Source organism: Micromonospora sp. LOL_025, from assembly GCF_048060285.1.
GTDB lineage: Bacteria > Actinomycetota > Actinomycetes > Mycobacteriales > Micromonosporaceae > Micromonospora.
The window spans coordinates 11,398-28,365 of the sequence record NZ_JBHMIR010000010.1; the positions used below are offsets into that span (position 1 = coordinate 11,398).

Sequence of the window (16,968 nt, forward strand, 5' to 3'; positions counted from 1 at the left end):
TCACTCCTTGGTGAGCAGCAGGTTTCCGTGGTCGTCGACCGTGGCGGTCCATCCGCCGCCGACGACGGTGGTGCTGCCGTTCTCCCGCACGACGGCGGGTCCGACGACGGCACAGCCCGGTCCCAGGTCGGCGCGGCGCCACACGGTCGCCTCGACCCAGCCGCCCGGGCGGTAGAGACGGGTCCGGCCGGGCTCCGCCGGGCCGCCGGTCGGGGCGGCGAAGCGCACCGCCGGGCGTGGCCCGAAGGCGGTGAGCCGGCAGTTGACGATCTCGGCGGGGTGGTCGGAGCGGGTGTAGGCGTACCGCTCGGCGTAGGCGGCGTGAAAGGCCGCCACCAGCTCGTCGGCGTCGGCCGGCAGCTCGGGCAGGGCGACGGGGAGGTCGAAGCTCTGGCCCCGGAAGCGCATGCCGACCGACAGGCCGAAGCTGACCTGGTCGGGCTCCACGCCGTCCTCGGCCTTGAGCTGGGCCAGGGCGGCGTCGCGCAGGTCGGCCTGGGCCGCCCGGACGGCAGCCAGGCCGTCGTCGTCGGCCGGCACCAGCACGGTACGGACGTAGTCGTGGCGGGCCTGGGCGGTGACGAAGCCGAGCGCGGAGAAGTTGCCCGGCACCGGCGGGACCAGGACCCGGCGGATGCCGAGTTCGTCGGCGAGGTCGGTGGCGTGCATCGGGCCGGCGCCGCCGAAGGGCATCAGCACGAAGTCGCGGGGGTCGTGGCCGCAGGCGACGGAGATCTCCTTGATCGCGCTGGTCATCTTGACCGTGGCGAGGGTGAGGATGCCGTGCGCCAGGTCCAGCTCGTCGAGACCGAACGTGCCGGCCAGCCCGGCCAGGGCGGCGCGGGCCGCGTCGAGGTCGAGCGGCACCTCCCCACCCAGGCTCTCCTGCGGGTCGAGGTGGCCGACGAGCAGGTGCGCATCGGTCGTGGTCGGCTCGGTGCCGCCCCGGCCGTACGCCGCCGGGCCGGGGGTCGATCCGGCGCTGCGCGGTCCGACGCGCAGTTCCCCGCCCCGGTCGCGCCAGGCGATCGAGCCGCCGCCGGCGCCGATGGTGTTGATCTCGACCTGGAAGGTGCGGTTCGGGTAGCCGGCGATCTTCCCGTCGTTGGTCATCAACGGGGCACCGTTCTTGATCAGGCAGACGTCCGTGCTGGTGCCGCCGATGTCGCAGGTGATGACGTTCGGGTAGCCGGCGAGCGAGGCCAGGTGCACGGTGGCCGCGACCCCGCCGGCGGGCCCCGAGAGGGCGAGGTTGATCGGCAGCCGCCCGGCCTCCTCGGTGGAGACGACGCCGCCGCTGCTCGTCATGATCGACAGTGGGTGGGCGTAACCGCCGTCGGCGAGGGCGTCGCCGAGTCCGCGCAGGTAGTCGGCGACGGTCGCCCGTACGCTGGCGTTGAGCACGGTGGTGGCGAACCGCTCGTACTCGCCCTGCTCCGGCACCACGTCGGAGGAGACGGTGCAGACCAGGTCGGGGTACCGCTCCGCCAGCCGCCGCGCCGCGGCCCGCTCGTGGGCGGGGTTGCGGTACGAGTGCAGCAGGCAGACCGCCACCGCGCGGGGGCCGGCGGCGGCCACCCGGTCGAGGGCCTCGTCCAGCTCGTCGGTGTCCAGCGGCCGGACGACGCGCCCGTCGGCGCCGATGCGTTCGCGCAGCACGTGCCGGTGCCGGCGCGCGACGAGCGGCGGCCGGGCGCTCTCCTTGACGCTGTAGAGGCGGGGCCGGTGTCCGAGGCCCATCTCCAGCACGTCCCGGAAGCCCTCGGTGGCCAGGACGGACACCGGCTCGCCGGAGCCTTCGAGGAGCGCGTTGGTCACCCGGGTGGTGCCGTGCACGAACCGGTCGACCTTGTCCAGGCTGACACCGAGCTTGGCGAGACCCTCGAAGATCGCCGCCGCAGGATCGTGCGGGGTGGAGAGGGTCTTGGCCTCGGCGAGCCGGGCGGTGGCCGGCTCGTAGACGATGACGTCGGTGAAGGTGCCACCGATGTCGACGCCGATGCAGAGCATGGCGAGCCTTTCGGATAGGGGGTGGATGGCGTCGGCGACGGGTCGGGCCGCTAGAACGTGACGCCGTAGCGGCGCAGGGTCCGTCCCGTGACCAGACGCAGGATCCAGTCGAAGAGGTAGCCGAGCAGGCCCAGGGCGATGATGCCCACGAAGACCCACTCCGTCTTGGCGTAGTTGCGCGCCGTCCAGATCAGCGATCCCAGGCCGCTCTGGGCGGCGACGATCTCGGCGGAGACGATCGTCAGGAACGAGTTGCCCATCGCCAGCCGGGCCCCGGTGACCACGTGCGGCACGGTCGACGGCAGCACGACCGAGACGAGGCTGCGTACGGGACCGGCGCCGAGCGCGCGGGCCGCCCGCATCCGGATCTCGTTGACCGACAGCACCCCGGCCAGCGTGTTGAGGGCGACGATGAAGACGGTGGTGTAGAAGATCAGCGCCACCTTCGACGCCTCCCCCGGCCCGAGCCAGATGATGGCCAGGGTGACGAAGGCGATCGGTGGCACGAAGCGGAAGAACTGGATGTAGGGGTCGAGCATCAGCCGCAGCCAGGGGATGCAGCCCATCAGCAGACCCATCGGTACGCCGACGAGCACGCCGAGCAGCCAGCCGGTGAGGATGCGGGTCGAGGACGCGCTGACCGAGTCCCACAGGGTGCCGTCGCGGATCAGTTCGACCGCGCCGTCGAGGGTGAGCCGCGGCGAGGGCAGGAAGAAGGCCGTGTAGTTGCGGCTGACCAGGTCCCAGATCAGCACGCCGAGCAGCACCGACAGGACCGACAGCCCGATCCGGGTCAGCCGGGGCCAGCGGTTGCGGCGGGGGGCGGCCGTCGCCGACGCCCTGGTGCGGTCGGGGACGGTGGGTGCCTCGACGGTCATCGCCCCTCCGTCCGGTCGTCGTTCGCGTGGTCGGCGCCGGGCCGGCCGTCGTGGCCGTCGTCGAGTCCCTGGGCGCGCAGCGTCCGGGCCACCTCGGCGCCGATGTCCTCGCGCAGCTCCCGGAAGAGCGCCGCGCAGGCCGGGTCGGTCAGGTCGCGGGGCCGGGGCAGGTCGCAGCGGTAGTCCTTCTTGATGGCCGCCGACGGTCCCGCGGTCATCGTGACGATCCGGTCGCCGAGCAGGATCGCCTCGCCGATGTCGTGGGTGACGAAGACGATCGTGGCGCCGGTCTCGCGCCAGATCCGGTCGAGTTCGACCTGCATCACGAGTCGGGTCTGGGCGTCCAGCGCGCCGAACGGCTCGTCCATCAGCACGACCGAGGGGTCGTTGGCCAGGACCCGGGCCAGCTGGGCCCGCTGGCGCATGCCGCCGGAGAGCTGCTCGGGGAACCGCTCGGCGCTGTGCGCGAGGCCGACCATCGCCAGGTACCGCTCGACGACCGCGTCGCGCTGGGCCTTCGGCACGCCGCGCATCTGCGGCCCGAAGGCGACGTTCTGGCGTACGGTCAGCCAGGGGAACAGCGCCTCGGCGCTCTGGAAGACCACGCCCCGCGACACGTCCGGCCCGGTCACCGGCTCGCCGCCGCAGGTCACCTCGCCGGCCGCCGGGCGGACGAACCCGGCGACCGCGTTGAGCAGCGTGGACTTGCCGCAGCCGCTCGGACCGAGCAGGCAGACCAGCTCGCCGGCGGCGATGTCGAGGCTCGCGCCGCGGACGGCGACGAACTCGCCGAAGCGGATGTCGACGTCGCTGATGCGGATCGGGGAGCCGGCGCGGCTGGCGGGTCGGCCGGCGGAGGTCGTGGCGGGGGCGGTGCCGTTGACTGTCACGCCACCCCCTTGACCATGACGGTCGCCGGGTCCGCCTTCTGCGCGACGATCTTGCTGTCCTGCTGGAACTGGGCGATCTCGCCGTAGCGCTTGAGGTCGTCGTCGGTGAAGTCGCGGACCTGGCACTGGACGCCCTCCAGCAGCGTCTGGGCCTCCTTCGCCGGCACCTTGATGGCCTTCTCGGTGACCGTGCCCGCCTTGGCCGGGTCCGTGGTGAGCTGCTCGCACGCCTGGCCGATGGTCTGCACGACCTTCTTGGCGGTCTCCTTGTTGGCCTCGTACCAGGCGCCGTCGACGCCGATCACCAGGTTGTAGACGTAGCCGATGTCGCCGCTGGTCAGCAGCACCTTGCCGCCGTTGGCGACGCCGCGCGACGGCCACGGTTCCCACATGATGTAGCCGTCCACGTCGCCGCGTTGCAGCAGGGCCGGCATCTCGGCGGGAGAGGCGTTGACGAACTCGACGGACTCCCGGCTGATCCCGCGCGCCGCGAGGACCTTGTTGGTGGCGTACTCGTTGACCGTGCCGGGGACGACGCCGTACTTCTTGATGCCCGCCACGTCGGCGATGCCGGAGCGTGCCACGAGCTTGATGAAGCTGGGCGACTGCGAGAAGACGGCCAGGCCCTTGATGTCGCCCCGGGTGGCCCGGTTCAGCAGGCTCGACTCGGTGCTGGCCGTGAACTGGCCCTGCTTGGCCAGGATCGCGTCGAGGCCACCGGTGCCCTCCTGGAACTGGGTGACGGTGACGTTCAGGCCGTTGGCCTGGAACAGCTTCTCCTGGTCGGCGAGGTAGATCGGGGAGTACGCCGGGTCGACGCCGACGCCGAAGTTGACCGCCACCGAGGGGGCCGCCTCGCCGCCACCGGACTCGGTCGGGCTCTGGTTCTCCGCGCATGCCGCAACGGCGGCGGTCACCAGCAGGGCTGCTACCGCAGCGCGCAATGCTCGCATTCTCATGGCTACCCCAGATACCTAGCGGCTCATATTATGGTTACCGTTGCTTAATATGGGACGCTACTGCCGGACGGCGTGCGCAGTCAAGAGATTCGGCCTCACCTTCCTGCAACAGACAGTAGCCGTCGATCATCGCCAGTCGACGAGTCGAACAAACCGGGAGTCCGATGAACACGCTGGACAAAGGGGCGCATGCCGACCGACCGGGCCGGCCGTCGCCCCGACGGGGAACCGCGCCGACTACGTTCGGTAGTCTCGTCGGACTGCGCACCTCGCTACGCCGGGCGTGGACCCCGACCGAGACGATCCTCTACGCCCTCGGGGTCGGCGCGGGACAACGCGACCCGGCGGCGGACCTCCACCTCACCACCGAGAACTCCACCGGTCACCCGCAGCGGGTGCTGCCGACCTTCGCCAGCGTGCTCGCCGCCGACCCGCCGCCCCTGGGCGAGCTCACCGCGATCCGGCACGCGGAGGAGGCGCTGACCCTGTTCCACCCCCTGCCACCGGCCGGGCAGGTGCACACCACCGCCGCCGTGACCGCGCTGCACGACCAGGGCGGCGGCGCCCTGGTCGAACAGGTCTCCCGGCTCCACGACCCGGCGGGCACGGCCCTGGGCACCGTACGCCGGGCGATGTTCGTCATCGGCGCCGGCGGATTCGGTGGGCGGCGCGCCCGGCCCGCCCTCTGGCACCCGCCGGCCGGCCCGCCCGAGCACCGGATCGTCACCACGATCCGCCCGGACCAGGCGCTGCTCTACCGACTCAGCGGGGACCGCAACCCGCTGCACTCCGACCCGGCCGTCGCCGGTCGGGCCGGGCTGCCCCGCCCGATCCTGCACGGCCTGTGCACCTTCGGCTTCGCCGGCCGGCTCCTGCTGCCCCTCGTCGGTGACGACCCGACGCGCGTGCGGCACGTCCGCGCCCGCTTCAACGCCCCGCTGCACCCCGGCGACACCCTGACGGTGCACGCCTGGCGGCGCCCGTACGGCGTGGTCTTCCGCGCCACCGACGGAACCGGAGGGGTCGTCCTGGACCGGGGCGTGCTGGCGGTCGCCGCCCGGTGAGTGCCCCTGCCGTGCCGACCCGACGGCACGCGGGTCGCCGGCCCCTGCGCGGGCACCCCGTCGGCGGTGGGCTCGACACCCGGCGGGCCGACAACGCCGCGGCGGGGTGCCGTCACGTCCCCGACGCGGGGGGCCGCTCGACCGCGTCCAGCCGGCGGCGCAGCAGGGCCCGCTCGGGTTCGGTGCCGGCCAGGCCGAGCGCCTCCCGGTACGCCGCGGCGGCGTCGGCGTGCCGGCCGAGGCGGTGCAGCAGGTCGGCCCGGGCAGCCGGGTAGGGGTGGTGGCCCCGCAGCAGCGGCTCGTCGGCCAGCTCGTCCAGCAGCGCCAGGCCCGCCTCCGGGCCGTCGCGCATCGCCACCGCCGCGGCCCGGTTCAGCGCGACGACCGGGGACGGCGCGAGGGCGAGCAGCACGTCGTAGAGCGCGACGATCTGCGGCCAGTCGGTGGTGGCGAGGTCCGCCGCCTCGACGTGCAGGGCGGCGATCGCGGCCTGCACGCCGTACGGGCCGGGCGGGCCGCCGGTCAGCGCCACGGACACCAGGTCGAGGCCCTCGGCGATCATGGGGCGGTCCCAGCGGCCACGGTCCTGCTCGCCGAGCAGCAGCAGCTCGTCGTCCGGGCCGGTGCGGGCGTCGCGGCGGGCGTGGATCAGCAGCATGAGCGCGAGCAGCCCGGCGACCTCCCGTCCGGCGGGCAGCAGCCGGCGCAGGATCCGGGCCAGCCGGATGGCCTCCTCGGCGAGGTCGAGCCGTTGCAGGTGCGGGCCCCCGCTGGCGGCGTAGCCCTCCGTGAAGATCGAATACACCGCCTGGAGGACTCCCGGCAGCCGCTGCGGCAGCTCCTGCGCGCCGGGCACGCGGAACGGGATCCGGGCCTCGTGGATCTTCTTCTTCGCCCGGGTGATCCGCTTGGCCATCGTCGCCGTCGGCACCAGGAAGGCGCGGGCCACCTCGGGCGTGGTCAGGCCCGCCAGGTAGCGCAGGGTCAGCGCCCCGTGGTCCTCGGCCGCGAGCGCCGGGTGCGCGCAGGTGAAGAAGAGCTGGAGCCGCTCGTCCGGCAGCTCACCGCCCGGCGCCGGGGCGGGGGTGGGCTCCGCCCGGTCCGCCTCCGCCTGGAGGATGGCCAGCCGCGCGGCGAGGGTCTGGTCCCGACGCAGCCGGTCGACCGCCCGGCGGCGCGCCGTGGTCATCAGCCAGGCGCCGGGTTTGGGCGGAACGCCGTCGACCGGCCACCGCGTCAGCGCCGCCTCGACGGCCTCGGAGGTGACCTCCTCGGCCAGGTCGAGGTCGCCGAAGCGGCGGACGAGGGCCGCCAGCAGCCGGCCGCGTTCCTCACGGAACACCGCCTCCACGACCGCCGCCGGCGCCTCGCCCGTCCCCCCGGTGTCGGCGGGCGCTCCGCCCACCGCGCTCAGCCCCCGAACTCGGCGACCGGCCGGACCACGACGGAGCCGCCCGCGCGTGCGCCGGGGCAGCGCGCCGCCCAGTCGAGCGCGACGTCGAGGTCCGGCACGTCGATCACGTAGAAGCCGCCGAGGATCTCGCGGGTCTCGGCGAACGGCCCGTCCGTGACGGTCCGCCTGCCATCCTGGCCGACCCGCACGGTGGTGGCGGTGACCAGGTCCGCCAGCGACTCGCCGGAGACCAGGATCCCCGCCTCGCGCACCTGCTTGTCGTACGCCATCCAGTCGCCGACGTCGCAGCCGGCGGCCCCGCCGTCCTCGCCGACCGCACCGGCGTTGATGAGCAACATGTACTTCATGATCCGACTCCCCTCCGTGTCGCGCCGCCCTCTGAGTGCCGGGCGACGCCGTACGACATCACTACGGACGGGAGACGGCCGATTGGACACCCCGCTCGAAGATTCTTCCGCGCCGGGGTCCGGGCTACCGGTGGAACCCGTCGTCGCTTCCGTTCGCGGCGGCCTCCGGCAGGAGGTGACGCAGCCCGGTCAGTTCCAGTACGGCGTGGGCGGGGCTCTGCGGGGTGGCGGTGACGCGCAGGTGCGCGACGATCCGGTCGACCTCGTGCAGGATCCGCACGCCGGTGCTGCTCAGGTGGGTGACCGGGGTGAGGTCGATGGTCAGCGGCAGGCTGCCGCCGCGGCTGGCCTGCATGATCGCGGCGCGCAGCCGGGGGCCGGTGACCAGGTCAACCGGCCCCTGCACCCGCAGCACCCGGCCCGTGGGTGTCTCGATGACGGCGGCCGTGAACTCCTCGACGACGGCGGCCTGCTTGTGGGGGCCGGCCGCCTGGGCGGCGGCCACGGTGGTGACGTTGGTGGCCTGGCCGATGTGGTGGTGCATGCTGACGGTGGTGCCGGCCTCGGTGTGCCGGACCTCCACGCGGTCGACGAGCCCGCGGATCATCGTCAATCCACGGCCGCGGCCGCCCGGGTCGGCGACCGGTGGGCGCCACCGCCCCTGGTCGGCGCAGGTGACGTGCACGACGCCCTGGTGGTCCAGCGTGCCGCGCAGCGTGAACGTCCCCGGCGTACCGCTCGGATAGGCGTGGTCGACGGCGTTGGTGACGGCCTCCCCCGCGGCGTGCACGAGGTCGCTCGCGTCGAGTTCGCCGGCCCCGATCCGGACGAGCCAGTCGTTCAGGTGCCGGCGCATCGGGCGCAGTGCCGTCGTGTCGGCGGGCAGGGTCACGTGCAGCGGCGCGAGGGGCTGCGGCAGGAGGTGGGCGGCGAGCAGCGTGGTGTCGTCGCCGAAGCCGCCGCCGGCGAGGGCGAGACGTTCCGTGACCAGGGTGCAGATCCGGTCGGGCAGCCGCTGCGGGACCGTCGTGGCCGCGTCGAGTATCGCCCGCCGGGCGGCCCCCGCGGCGTCGGCCAGGATGCGGGCGCCGTCGCGCAGGCTCTGCCGGGGGCGTTCGATCAGGCCGTCGGTGTAGAGCAGCAGTACGTCGTCGGCCCGTAGCTGGTGGGCGTGCACCGGGGCGGGGCCGGCTCCGGCGCCCAGTGGTCCCGTGGGCGTCAGCGGCAGGTACCGGGCCTCGCCGGTGGCGCCGATCACCAGCGGCGCGGGGTGTCCGTGGCTGGCCGCTTCGAGCGTCCCCGCGTCCGGGTCGAGTACCGCGAGGCAGGTGGTGGCCGCCCGGGTCACGTCGGCGCGGGCCGCGAAGTCGTCCAGCACGGCCAGCACCTGCGGTAGGCCACCGCCCGACTGCAACGCCTGCCGGGCGACCGTACGGAGTTGCCCCATGGCCGCCGCGGCCGCGGCGCCGTGCCCGACGACGTCGCCGACGGTCAGCGCGAGCCGGCCGTCCGGCAGGGGAACCGCGTCGAACCAGTCCCCGCCGGCGACGAGGTCGCTGCTCGCGACGAGGTAGTGGGCGGCGACCTGGACGCGCGGCAGGACGGGCAGCAGGTCGGGCAGGAGGCTGCGTTGCAGTTCCAGGACGAGGCCGGCGGCCTGGCGGTAGCGGCGTTCGGCGGTGGCGGCGGCGGTCTCGGCGGCCCGCCGGGCCGCCACCACACCGGTGGCGTCGACGGCCTGCACGATCACCCCGCGTACCGAGCCGTCGGGGTTGCGCCAGGGGGACATGTCGAACGTGTAGAAGGCCTCCGTCAGCCTGCCGTCGCCGTTGCGGTCGGTCAGGACGCGCTGCTCGTAGCCGTGCGAGCGGACACCGTGCAGGGCCTGGTCGAGCAGCTCGAAGATGTGCTGGCCCGCGAGTTCCGGCACCGCCTGCCGGAAGGGCTCACCGATCAGGCCGCTGCGGTTGCCGACGGCGGCGCGCACGGCCGGGTTGGCGGCCACCACCCGCAGCTCGGGCCCCTCGAAGATCCACACGAATCCGGGCAGCTGCTCGAAACCGTCGAGCACCGCCTGCGGATCACCGGAAGACCACGCGGTTTGCGGATCGGCCACAGACGCTTACCTCTCACCCGTGCGCACCAGCAGCACCCTGTCATGCCCGCGCCCGCCCGTCCAATCCGCCACGTGCGGCTTCGTGGTCGACGGGTCCGGGCTCCTTGACCTCGCCGGCCGGTTGACCGTAGGTTCCAGCCCTACATCGACATTCTTAACTCGATGTGGCCGGCCTACGGTCCGGTCCCCACGTCCGGGGCCTTCCGGGACCCCTCGCGACAAGGACGGTCATCATGATCACACGCCGTTCGCTGCTCGGCACGGTTGCCGCCGCCGGAGTGGCCACAGCCGTCGCGCCGGTCCTCGCCCCCGGCACGGCCCGGGCCGCCGCCTGGAAGAAGCGCCTGACCGGCGCCGACCTGGACACCAACCACCGGTGGCGGGTCGCGGGCACGGACCTCGGCATACCGTACGTGCTGGAGAACGGCTCGATCGGCTACCTGTTCGGCGACACGTTCGACACGCCGTGGCCCGAGGGTCCGCCGGTGCCCAACGACTGGCGCTCGCCGGTGATGCTGCGCTCCGCCGTGCACCCCGGCGCCGCCGGCGGGATCGTCTTCGACAGCGCCGCCCGCGTCGCGGGCAACGGCCGGGCCCCGGAGCTGATGCACAACGGCCACCACGGCATCGGCATTGACGGCCTCTGGGAGGTGACCGTCATCCCCAACGACGGCATCGCCTTTCCCGAGACCGGCCGCCAACTCGTGTCGTACATGAGCATCGAGAACTGGAACTCCGCCGGCCCGGCCGGGCCGCACTGGCGGTCGCGCTACGCCGGGCTCGCCTACAGCGACAACGGCAACGACTTCGTCCGTACGCCGCTGAAGTGGTGGAACAACGGCACCAACACCGATCCGTTCCAGATGTGGACGATGCAGCGCGACGGCGACTGGGTGTACGTCTTCTCGGTGCGCGCCGGCCGCCAGCACGGGCCGATTATGCTGCGGCGGGTCCGCTGGGACCGGCTGTTCTTCCCGGAGTCGTACGAGGGCTGGGGCTGGAACGGCAGCGACTGGGGCTGGGGCCGCCCGTGCACGCCGATCCTGACCGGCCGTTTCGGCGAACCCTCGGTGCGACGGCTGGCCGACGGCACGTGGGTGATGTCGTACCTCAACTGCGCCACCGGGTGCATCGTCACGCGCACGGCGGACGGGCCGGACCGGGTCTGGACGGCCGAGCGGATCCAGGTCACCTCCTGGCAGGAGCCGGGCCTCTACGGCGGCTTCATCCACCCGTGGTCCAGCCGGCGGGCCAACGATTTGCACCTGATGGTGTCGAAGTGGACCAGGACACCCGACAACCGCAGCACCGCCTACCACGTCAGCCAGTTCGTCGGCTCGGCGTGATCCCGCTGCCGTCACGGGTATCCGGCGGCGGCCCGGCGCACCATCCGGCGCGCCTCGTCGCGGGGCACGCCCGTGGCGCGCAGCAGGTCGTTGGCGATGGTCCGCAGCTGGGACACGACGATGGTGCCGGAGAATCCCATGTCCTGACGGCACGCCTCGCCGGCGTCGCACACCGCCGCCAGGACCCGTTCCCGCGCCCCGGCGGGCTCCCGCCCGGCCAGGAACTCGCGGTGCAGCATCCGGACCGCCTCGCCGAAGCGCTCGACGGCGGCGGGCAGGCCGGGCGGCACCGGCTCGTGGTCGCGCAGGGCGGTGCCGATGCGGCGGACCAGCGTACGGCTGTTGCGGAAGGCCCGTTCCATGTGCTCCACGCCGTGCCGGTAGGCCCGCAGCGCCCGGCGGCGGCGCCAGCGCAGCGGCGAGTACCGGGCCACCTCGTCGGCGGCGTCGACGGCCTCGCTGAGCCGGTCGAGTTCCGGCTCGGCGGCGCGCATCCGGTCGAGCACCTCCTCGGCCGCGCGGGCGTCGCCGCGGGCCAGCGCCTCCGCCGACGCGGTCATCTCGCGGGCGAAGACGTCCAGGGCGGGGTCGGCGACCCGCCGCACGGTCCGTAGCGGGTTGATCGGGGCGACGACGAGCACGACCAGCAGGCCCACCAGTCCCCCGACCAGCGCGTTGACGGTCCGGGGCAGTTCCAGGTCGGGGTTGGTCGGCGTGAGGGTGGCGACCAGCACGCCCGTACCGCCGGCCTGGGTCATCAGGGCGCCGCCGCCGCGGACCAGGACGGCCGCGGCGATCGCCAGGAAGACGATGACGCCGGTCTGCCACGGCCCGGTGCCCAGCAGGCCGATCAGCACGTCGCCCACGGCGATGCCGAGCACCACCCCGGCGATCAGCTCGACGGTGCGCCGGGCCCGGTTGCCGAGGGCGGCGGCGATCACACCGACGGCGGCGGCCGGGGCGAAGGTCGGGTCCTGGTTGCCCAGCATCTGCCTGGCCACCACCCACGACAGGGCCGCGGCCAGGCCGGCCTGCACCGCGACGATGAGGTACGTCTGCAACCGCCGGTAGGTCTCCCGGCCGGTCCGGCGCAGCCGGGAGCCCGACTCCGCCGCCTGTCCGTCCCCCGCGAGCCGCATGGGCGGGAATACCCGGTTCACCCCGCGCCGAACGTCAGCCGGGATGGGCCATCACGCCGGTCAGCGCGACCACGCCGGGCAGCCGGGTGTCCTGGCGCAGGAACTGCACCACCACCGGCACCGGCGAGCGCAGCAGGCACCCGTAGGGACGGTCGAGGCGGACCGCCTCCGGGTCGATCAGGTCGTTGACCCGCACGTGCCGGATCCGGCGTGCCCCGACCAGGATCCGGTACGGCCCGACGGGCTCGGCGTCCTCGTAGTAGACGTCCAGGCTGATCTCGGTGTCCTGGTCGGTGGCGTTGAGCACGCACAGCTGGTCGAAGCTGGTGAACTCCGGTTCGGGGCCGTGACCGGGGAACGGCACGTGCCCGCCCGGGACGACCCATGTCCGCGCGCCGACGGGTGGCCGCGGCGGTGTTCACCGCGGTGAAGATGAGCGGCCTGGCCCGGCGCGACGCCTGACCCGCGGGCGCCAGGCCGCCCCGGCAATTACCCTGACGCGTTACGGAAGCTCCCCGAAAAATCCGCTCGACGGACGCTCGCACTGATCGTACAGATATCAGTGCGAGCGTCCGTCCCGCTTCTGTCCGCGCCGCTGACCTGGAGCAGGGTGCGGGAGCGTCCGATCGGGGCCGCCCTTAGCTATCGTTAGTTTTCCGGAAATTCTTGCTCGCCAACGCGTCTCGCTGCCATACTCCACATCCACCAGGGTCGATGACAGTGGGTTCGCAGGCTCTCCGGCGCAGCCCGCCGAGCGGCCCCGGTCCGGCACACCCCCACCACACCGGTCCGCCCCCGACGGTGCGGAACGGCCCCCGGAAGGAGCAGGAAATGATCGAGAGGTGCCACCGGGACACCCGGCCGAGATCGCGCTCGCGCACACGCGCGGCCCTTGTCGTCGCCGCCGTGGGACTGCTCGCGGCGACCGGCGCCACGGTCCTGCCCGGCGCGGCGAACGCCGGGACCACCCTGGGCGCGTCGGCGGCGGAGCGCGGCCGCTACTTCGGCGCCGCCGTCGCCGCCAACAAGCTCAGCGACAACACCTACGTCACGATCCTCAACCGCGAGTTCAACTCGGTGACGCCCGAGAACGAGATGAAGATCGACGCCACCGAGCCACAGCAGGGGCAGTTCACCTTCGCCAACGCCGACCGGATCGTCAGCCACGCCCGCAGCCGGGGCATGAGCGTGCGGGGCCACACCCTGGCCTGGCACTCGCAGCAGCCCGGCTGGATGCAGAACATGAGCGGCAGCGCGCTGCGTCAGGCGATGCTCAACCACGTCACGCAGGTGGCCACCCACTTCCGTGGTCAGGTGGTGGCCTGGGACGTGGTCAACGAGGCGTTCGCCGACGGCGGCAGCGGCGCCCGGCGCGACTCGAACCTCCAGCGCACCGGCAACGACTGGATCGAGGCGGCGTTCCGGGCCGCCCGGGCCGCCGATCCCGGCGCGAAGCTCTGCTACAACGACTACAACACCGACGACTGGAGCCACGCCAAGACCCAGGCCGTCTACGCGATGGTCCGCGACTTCAAGCAGCGCGGCGTGCCGATCGACTGCGTGGGCCTCCAGTCGCACTTCAACAGCGGCTCGCCCTACCCGGGCAACTACCGCACCACGCTGTCCAGCTTCGCGGCGCTCGGCGTCGACGTGCAGATCACCGAGTTGGACATCGCGGGGGCCTCGCCCACCACGTACCGCAACGTGGTCAACGACTGCCTCGCGGTCCCCCGGTGCACCGGCATCACGGTCTGGGGCATCCGGGACAGCGACTCCTGGCGGGCCTCCGACACACCGCTGCTGTTCGACAACAACGGCAACCGCAAGCCCGCGTACGATGCCGTCCTCGCGGCCCTCAACAACGGCACTCCCCCGCCGACCACGCCGCCGCCGACGACCGGCCCGACCACCCCGCCGCCGGGCGGAAGCTGCACCGCCACCCTGCGCGACGGCACCCGGTGGGGCGACCGGTTCAACAGCGACGTGACGGTCAGCGGCGCCACCAACTGGACAGTGGTCGTCGAGGTGACGCCCCCGCAGAAGGTCTCCGCCACCTGGAACGGCACCCCGAGCTGGGACGGCAGCGGAAACGTCATGACCATGCGGTCCAACGGCAGCGGCAACGTCTTCGGGTTCACCACGATGGCCAACGGCACCTGGACGCGCCCGCTGGTGCGCTCCTGCACCGCCTCCTGAGCGTCGGGTGACCGGACGGCCCCGGGACGGCGCCCACCGCGCCGCCCCGGGGCCGCCGGGTCGGCGGCCCCGGGCAGGAACGCCGGCGGTACGCGGACGCCACCGCACCCACCGCCGGGGCGGCGCTGGCGCGGACCATATATCGCTGACTAAAGTCAGGCTTCATGGAAGCGGAGTTCGTCGCCGCCGTGCGGCGGTTCAACCGGACGGTGACCCAACGGGTGGGGGCGCTCGACGACGAGTACATGGCGCGCGCCCGCCCTCTCGCCCAGGCCCGCCTGCTGTGGGAGATCGGCCCCGGCGGCGCCGAGGTCGCGGCGCTGCGGTCCCGGCTCGGGCTGGACTCGGGACACCTCAGCCGCCTCCTGCGCGCCCTGGAGGGCGACGGGCTCGTCACCGTCGGGCCGTCCGACCAGGTGGGCGGGGACGGGCGGGTCCGGGTCGCCACCCTCACCGACGCCGGCCGCGCCGAGTGGACCGAGCTCGACGAGCGCTCCGACGAGTTCGCCCGGTCGATCCTCGCGCCGCTGACCGGGCGGCGCCGCGAGCGGCTCGTCGCGGCGATGGCCGAGGTGGAGCGGCTGCTCGTCGCGTCGATGGTGCTGATCGAGCCCTGCCCGCCGGGCGACCCGCGGGCGCGTGCCTGCGTACGGGCCTACGCCCGGGAGGTGGCGCGGCGCTTCGACGACGGGTTCGACCCGGCCCGGAGCAACCCGGTCCACGACGAGGAACTCGTCCCCCCGGCCGGCGCGTTCCTGCTCGCCACCCTCAACGCCGAGCCGGTCGGCTGCGGCGCGGTGAAACTCCACCGCGACGCGCCCGCCGAGATCAAGCGGGTCTGGGTGGCGGACTCCGTACGCGGGCTCGGGATCGGGCGGCGGATGCTGAGCGAACTCGAACGCCACGCCGCCGAGCGGGGCTGGACCGCCGTCCGGCTGGACACCAACCGCAACCTCACCGAGGCGATCGCGATGTACCAGGCGGCCGGCTACCGCGAGGTCGAGGCGTACAACGCCGAGCCGTACGCCCACCACTGGTTCGAGAAGCGCCTGACGCCGTGACGGCGCGGCCGGTCGTGCGGCCGACGCTTGCGGGAGCTTCCATATCCATAGATACTTGTCGATGCTCCTGAGCCGGACGTGATCGGGCAGCCGGGCAGCCCTCGATCGGAACCCCGCCCTGTCCACCGTCCGAGGAGAGGAACCATCCATGAGAGCCAGACTCCGACTGCTGGGCGCCGCCCTGGCCGCCGCCGTGCTGACCGCGCTGGCGGCGGTGGCGGTCGCCCCGCCGGCCTCCGCCGCGACCCTGACCGAGGTGACGAACTTCGGCCCCAACCCGAGCAACCTGCGCATGTACCTGTACGTGCCGGACTCCGTCGCGCCCCGGCCGGGGCTGCTGGTCGCGGTGCACTACTGCACCGGCACCGGCCCCGCGATGTACGCCAACACCCAGTACGCGGCCCTCGCCGACCGGTACGGCTACATCGTCGTCTACCCCTCGGTGACCCGCAGCAGCCAGTGCTTCGACGTCTCCTCCCCGCAGGCACTGCGCCGTGACGGCGGCAGCGACCCGGTGGGCATCAAGTCGATGGTCGACCACGTCCGGCAGCGGTACGCCGTCGACCCCGACCGGATCTTCGCTACCGGCATCTCGTCCGGCGCGATGATGACCAACGTCCTGCTCGGGCTCTACCCCGACGTGTTCAGCGCCGGGGCGGCGTTCTCCGGGGTCCCCTTCGGCTGCTTCGCCACCACGAACGGCTCCGAGTGGAACACCGAATGCGCCAACGGCCAGGTCACCAGGACCGCCCAGGAGTGGGGGGACCTGGTCCGCAACGCCTATCCGGGCCACACCGGGCGCCGGCCCCGGATGCAGACGTGGCACGGGACGAACGACGAGGTGCTGCGCTACCCGAACTTCGGCGAGCAGATCAAGCAGTGGACCAACGTGCACGGGCTGAGCCAGACGCCGACGTACACCGACAGCCCGCAGGCCGGCTACACCCGCACCCGCTACGGCGGCAGCGGCGACCGGGCGCCGGTCGAGGCGATCAGCATGCAGGGGGTGTCGCACAACCTGCCGGTCGACGCCGCGCAGGCGATCCGCTTCTTCGGGCTCGACACCACCGCGCCTCCCACGACGGCGCCGCCCACCACCGCGCCTCCCACGACGGCGCCGCCCACCACCGCGCCTCCCACGACGGCGCCGCCGACGACCCCGCCGCCGTCCACTCCCCCACCCCCGCCGGGCACCTGCCGGGTGGGCTACACCGTCAACGCCTGGAACGCCGGCCTGACCGCCTCGGTCACCGTCACCAACACCGGCACCACGACGGTGCACGGCTGGTCGCTGGCCTTCACGCTGCCCGCCGGCCAGAGCATCACCAGCGGCTGGAACGCGACGTACGCCCCGACCAGCGGCGCGGTGACCGCCCGCAACGTCTCCTACAACGCCACCATCGCGCCCGGCGCGTCGGTCAGCGTCGGCTTCCAGGCCACCCACACCGGCGACACGGGACGGCCCACCTCGTTCACCCTCAACGGCGCCACCTGCACGATCGCCTGAACCGGCCGGGGCGGCGCCGGCGCCGCCCCGGGCCGCAGGAG

Annotated in this window: 13 protein-coding genes and 1 pseudogene; 5 read left to right on the forward strand and 9 right to left on the reverse strand. The window is 73.4% G+C overall.

The window, feature by feature from the left end; translation table 11 throughout:
* The 4 genes from ACFHW0_RS15320 to ACFHW0_RS15335 are packed head-to-tail and all read right to left on the reverse strand — an operon-like array spanning position 1 to position 4,731.
* A complete protein-coding gene (locus tag ACFHW0_RS15320) occupies positions 1–2,010 on the reverse strand; it encodes a hydantoinase/oxoprolinase family protein (protein ID WP_416608173.1) in 2,010 nt (669 codons plus the stop codon).
* A 50-nt stretch (positions 2,011–2,060) separates the two neighbouring features.
* On the reverse strand, positions 2,061–2,888 hold the full coding sequence (locus ACFHW0_RS15325; protein WP_416608175.1) for an ABC transporter permease: 828 nt from the start codon (positions 2,886–2,888) through the stop codon (positions 2,061–2,063).
* Positions 2,885–3,778: an ABC transporter ATP-binding protein gene (locus ACFHW0_RS15330; RefSeq protein WP_416608177.1), complete on the reverse strand. Its 894-nt coding sequence runs from the start codon at positions 3,776–3,778 to the stop codon at positions 2,885–2,887. Before ACFHW0_RS15330 ends, ACFHW0_RS15325 begins: the two co-directional genes overlap by 4 nt.
* Complete coding sequence (locus ACFHW0_RS15335; protein ID WP_416608440.1) at positions 3,775–4,731, reverse strand: ABC transporter substrate-binding protein; 957 nt, start codon at positions 4,729–4,731, stop codon at positions 3,775–3,777. The genes ACFHW0_RS15330 and ACFHW0_RS15335 overlap by 4 nt, the downstream gene beginning before the upstream one ends.
* A 170-nt stretch (positions 4,732–4,901) precedes the next feature.
* Here ACFHW0_RS15335 and ACFHW0_RS15340 point away from each other — a divergent pair, with 170 nt between their 5' ends.
* Positions 4,902–5,801 (forward strand): MaoC/PaaZ C-terminal domain-containing protein, encoded by a 900-nt coding sequence (locus ACFHW0_RS15340; protein WP_416608179.1) that lies wholly within the window; start codon positions 4,902–4,904, stop codon positions 5,799–5,801.
* A gap of 112 nt (positions 5,802–5,913) precedes the next feature.
* Here ACFHW0_RS15340 and ACFHW0_RS15345 read toward each other — a convergent pair whose 3' ends face one another.
* The 3 genes from ACFHW0_RS15345 to ACFHW0_RS15355 form a co-directional block, all read right to left on the reverse strand.
* Positions 5,914–7,206, reverse strand: coding sequence for an RNA polymerase sigma factor (locus tag ACFHW0_RS15345; RefSeq protein ID WP_416608181.1), 1,293 nt, complete (start codon positions 7,204–7,206; stop codon positions 5,914–5,916).
* 5 nt (positions 7,207–7,211) lie between these two features.
* Complete coding sequence (locus tag ACFHW0_RS15350) at positions 7,212–7,562, reverse strand: YciI family protein (protein ID WP_416608183.1); 351 nt, start codon at positions 7,560–7,562, stop codon at positions 7,212–7,214.
* A gap of 124 nt (positions 7,563–7,686) precedes the next feature.
* Entirely contained in the window at positions 7,687–9,633 is a 1,947-nt protein-coding gene (locus ACFHW0_RS15355; protein WP_416608185.1) for a SpoIIE family protein phosphatase, read from the reverse strand.
* 275 nt (positions 9,634–9,908) lie between these two features.
* On the opposite strand from ACFHW0_RS15355, the gene ACFHW0_RS15360 reads away from it, so the two are divergent.
* Positions 9,909–11,024, forward strand: coding sequence for a DUF4185 domain-containing protein (locus tag ACFHW0_RS15360; RefSeq protein WP_416608442.1), 1,116 nt, complete (start codon positions 9,909–9,911; stop codon positions 11,022–11,024).
* A gap of 11 nt (positions 11,025–11,035) precedes the next feature.
* On the opposite strand, the gene ACFHW0_RS15365 is transcribed toward ACFHW0_RS15360, so the two are convergent.
* Entirely contained in the window at positions 11,036–12,163 is a 1,128-nt protein-coding gene (locus ACFHW0_RS15365) for an FUSC family protein (RefSeq protein WP_416608187.1), read from the reverse strand.
* A 34-nt stretch (positions 12,164–12,197) separates the two neighbouring features.
* Positions 12,198–12,551 (reverse strand): annotated as a pseudogene (locus ACFHW0_RS15370) (sensory rhodopsin transducer); the annotation flags it as partial.
* A gap of 443 nt (positions 12,552–12,994) precedes the next feature.
* Between ACFHW0_RS15370 and ACFHW0_RS15375 the strand changes: the two are divergent.
* From ACFHW0_RS15375 to ACFHW0_RS15385, 3 genes are all read left to right on the forward strand, one after another.
* Positions 12,995–14,359 (forward strand): endo-1,4-beta-xylanase, encoded by a 1,365-nt coding sequence (locus tag ACFHW0_RS15375; RefSeq protein WP_416608189.1) that lies wholly within the window; start codon positions 12,995–12,997, stop codon positions 14,357–14,359.
* Between the two features lie 164 nt (positions 14,360–14,523).
* On the forward strand, positions 14,524–15,420 hold the full coding sequence (locus ACFHW0_RS15380) for a GNAT family N-acetyltransferase (RefSeq protein WP_416608191.1): 897 nt from the start codon (positions 14,524–14,526) through the stop codon (positions 15,418–15,420).
* Between the two features lie 148 nt (positions 15,421–15,568).
* Positions 15,569–16,927: a PHB depolymerase family esterase gene (locus ACFHW0_RS15385; protein WP_416608193.1), complete on the forward strand. Its 1,359-nt coding sequence runs from the start codon at positions 15,569–15,571 to the stop codon at positions 16,925–16,927.
* Positions 16,928–16,968: the final 41 nt, after the last annotated feature.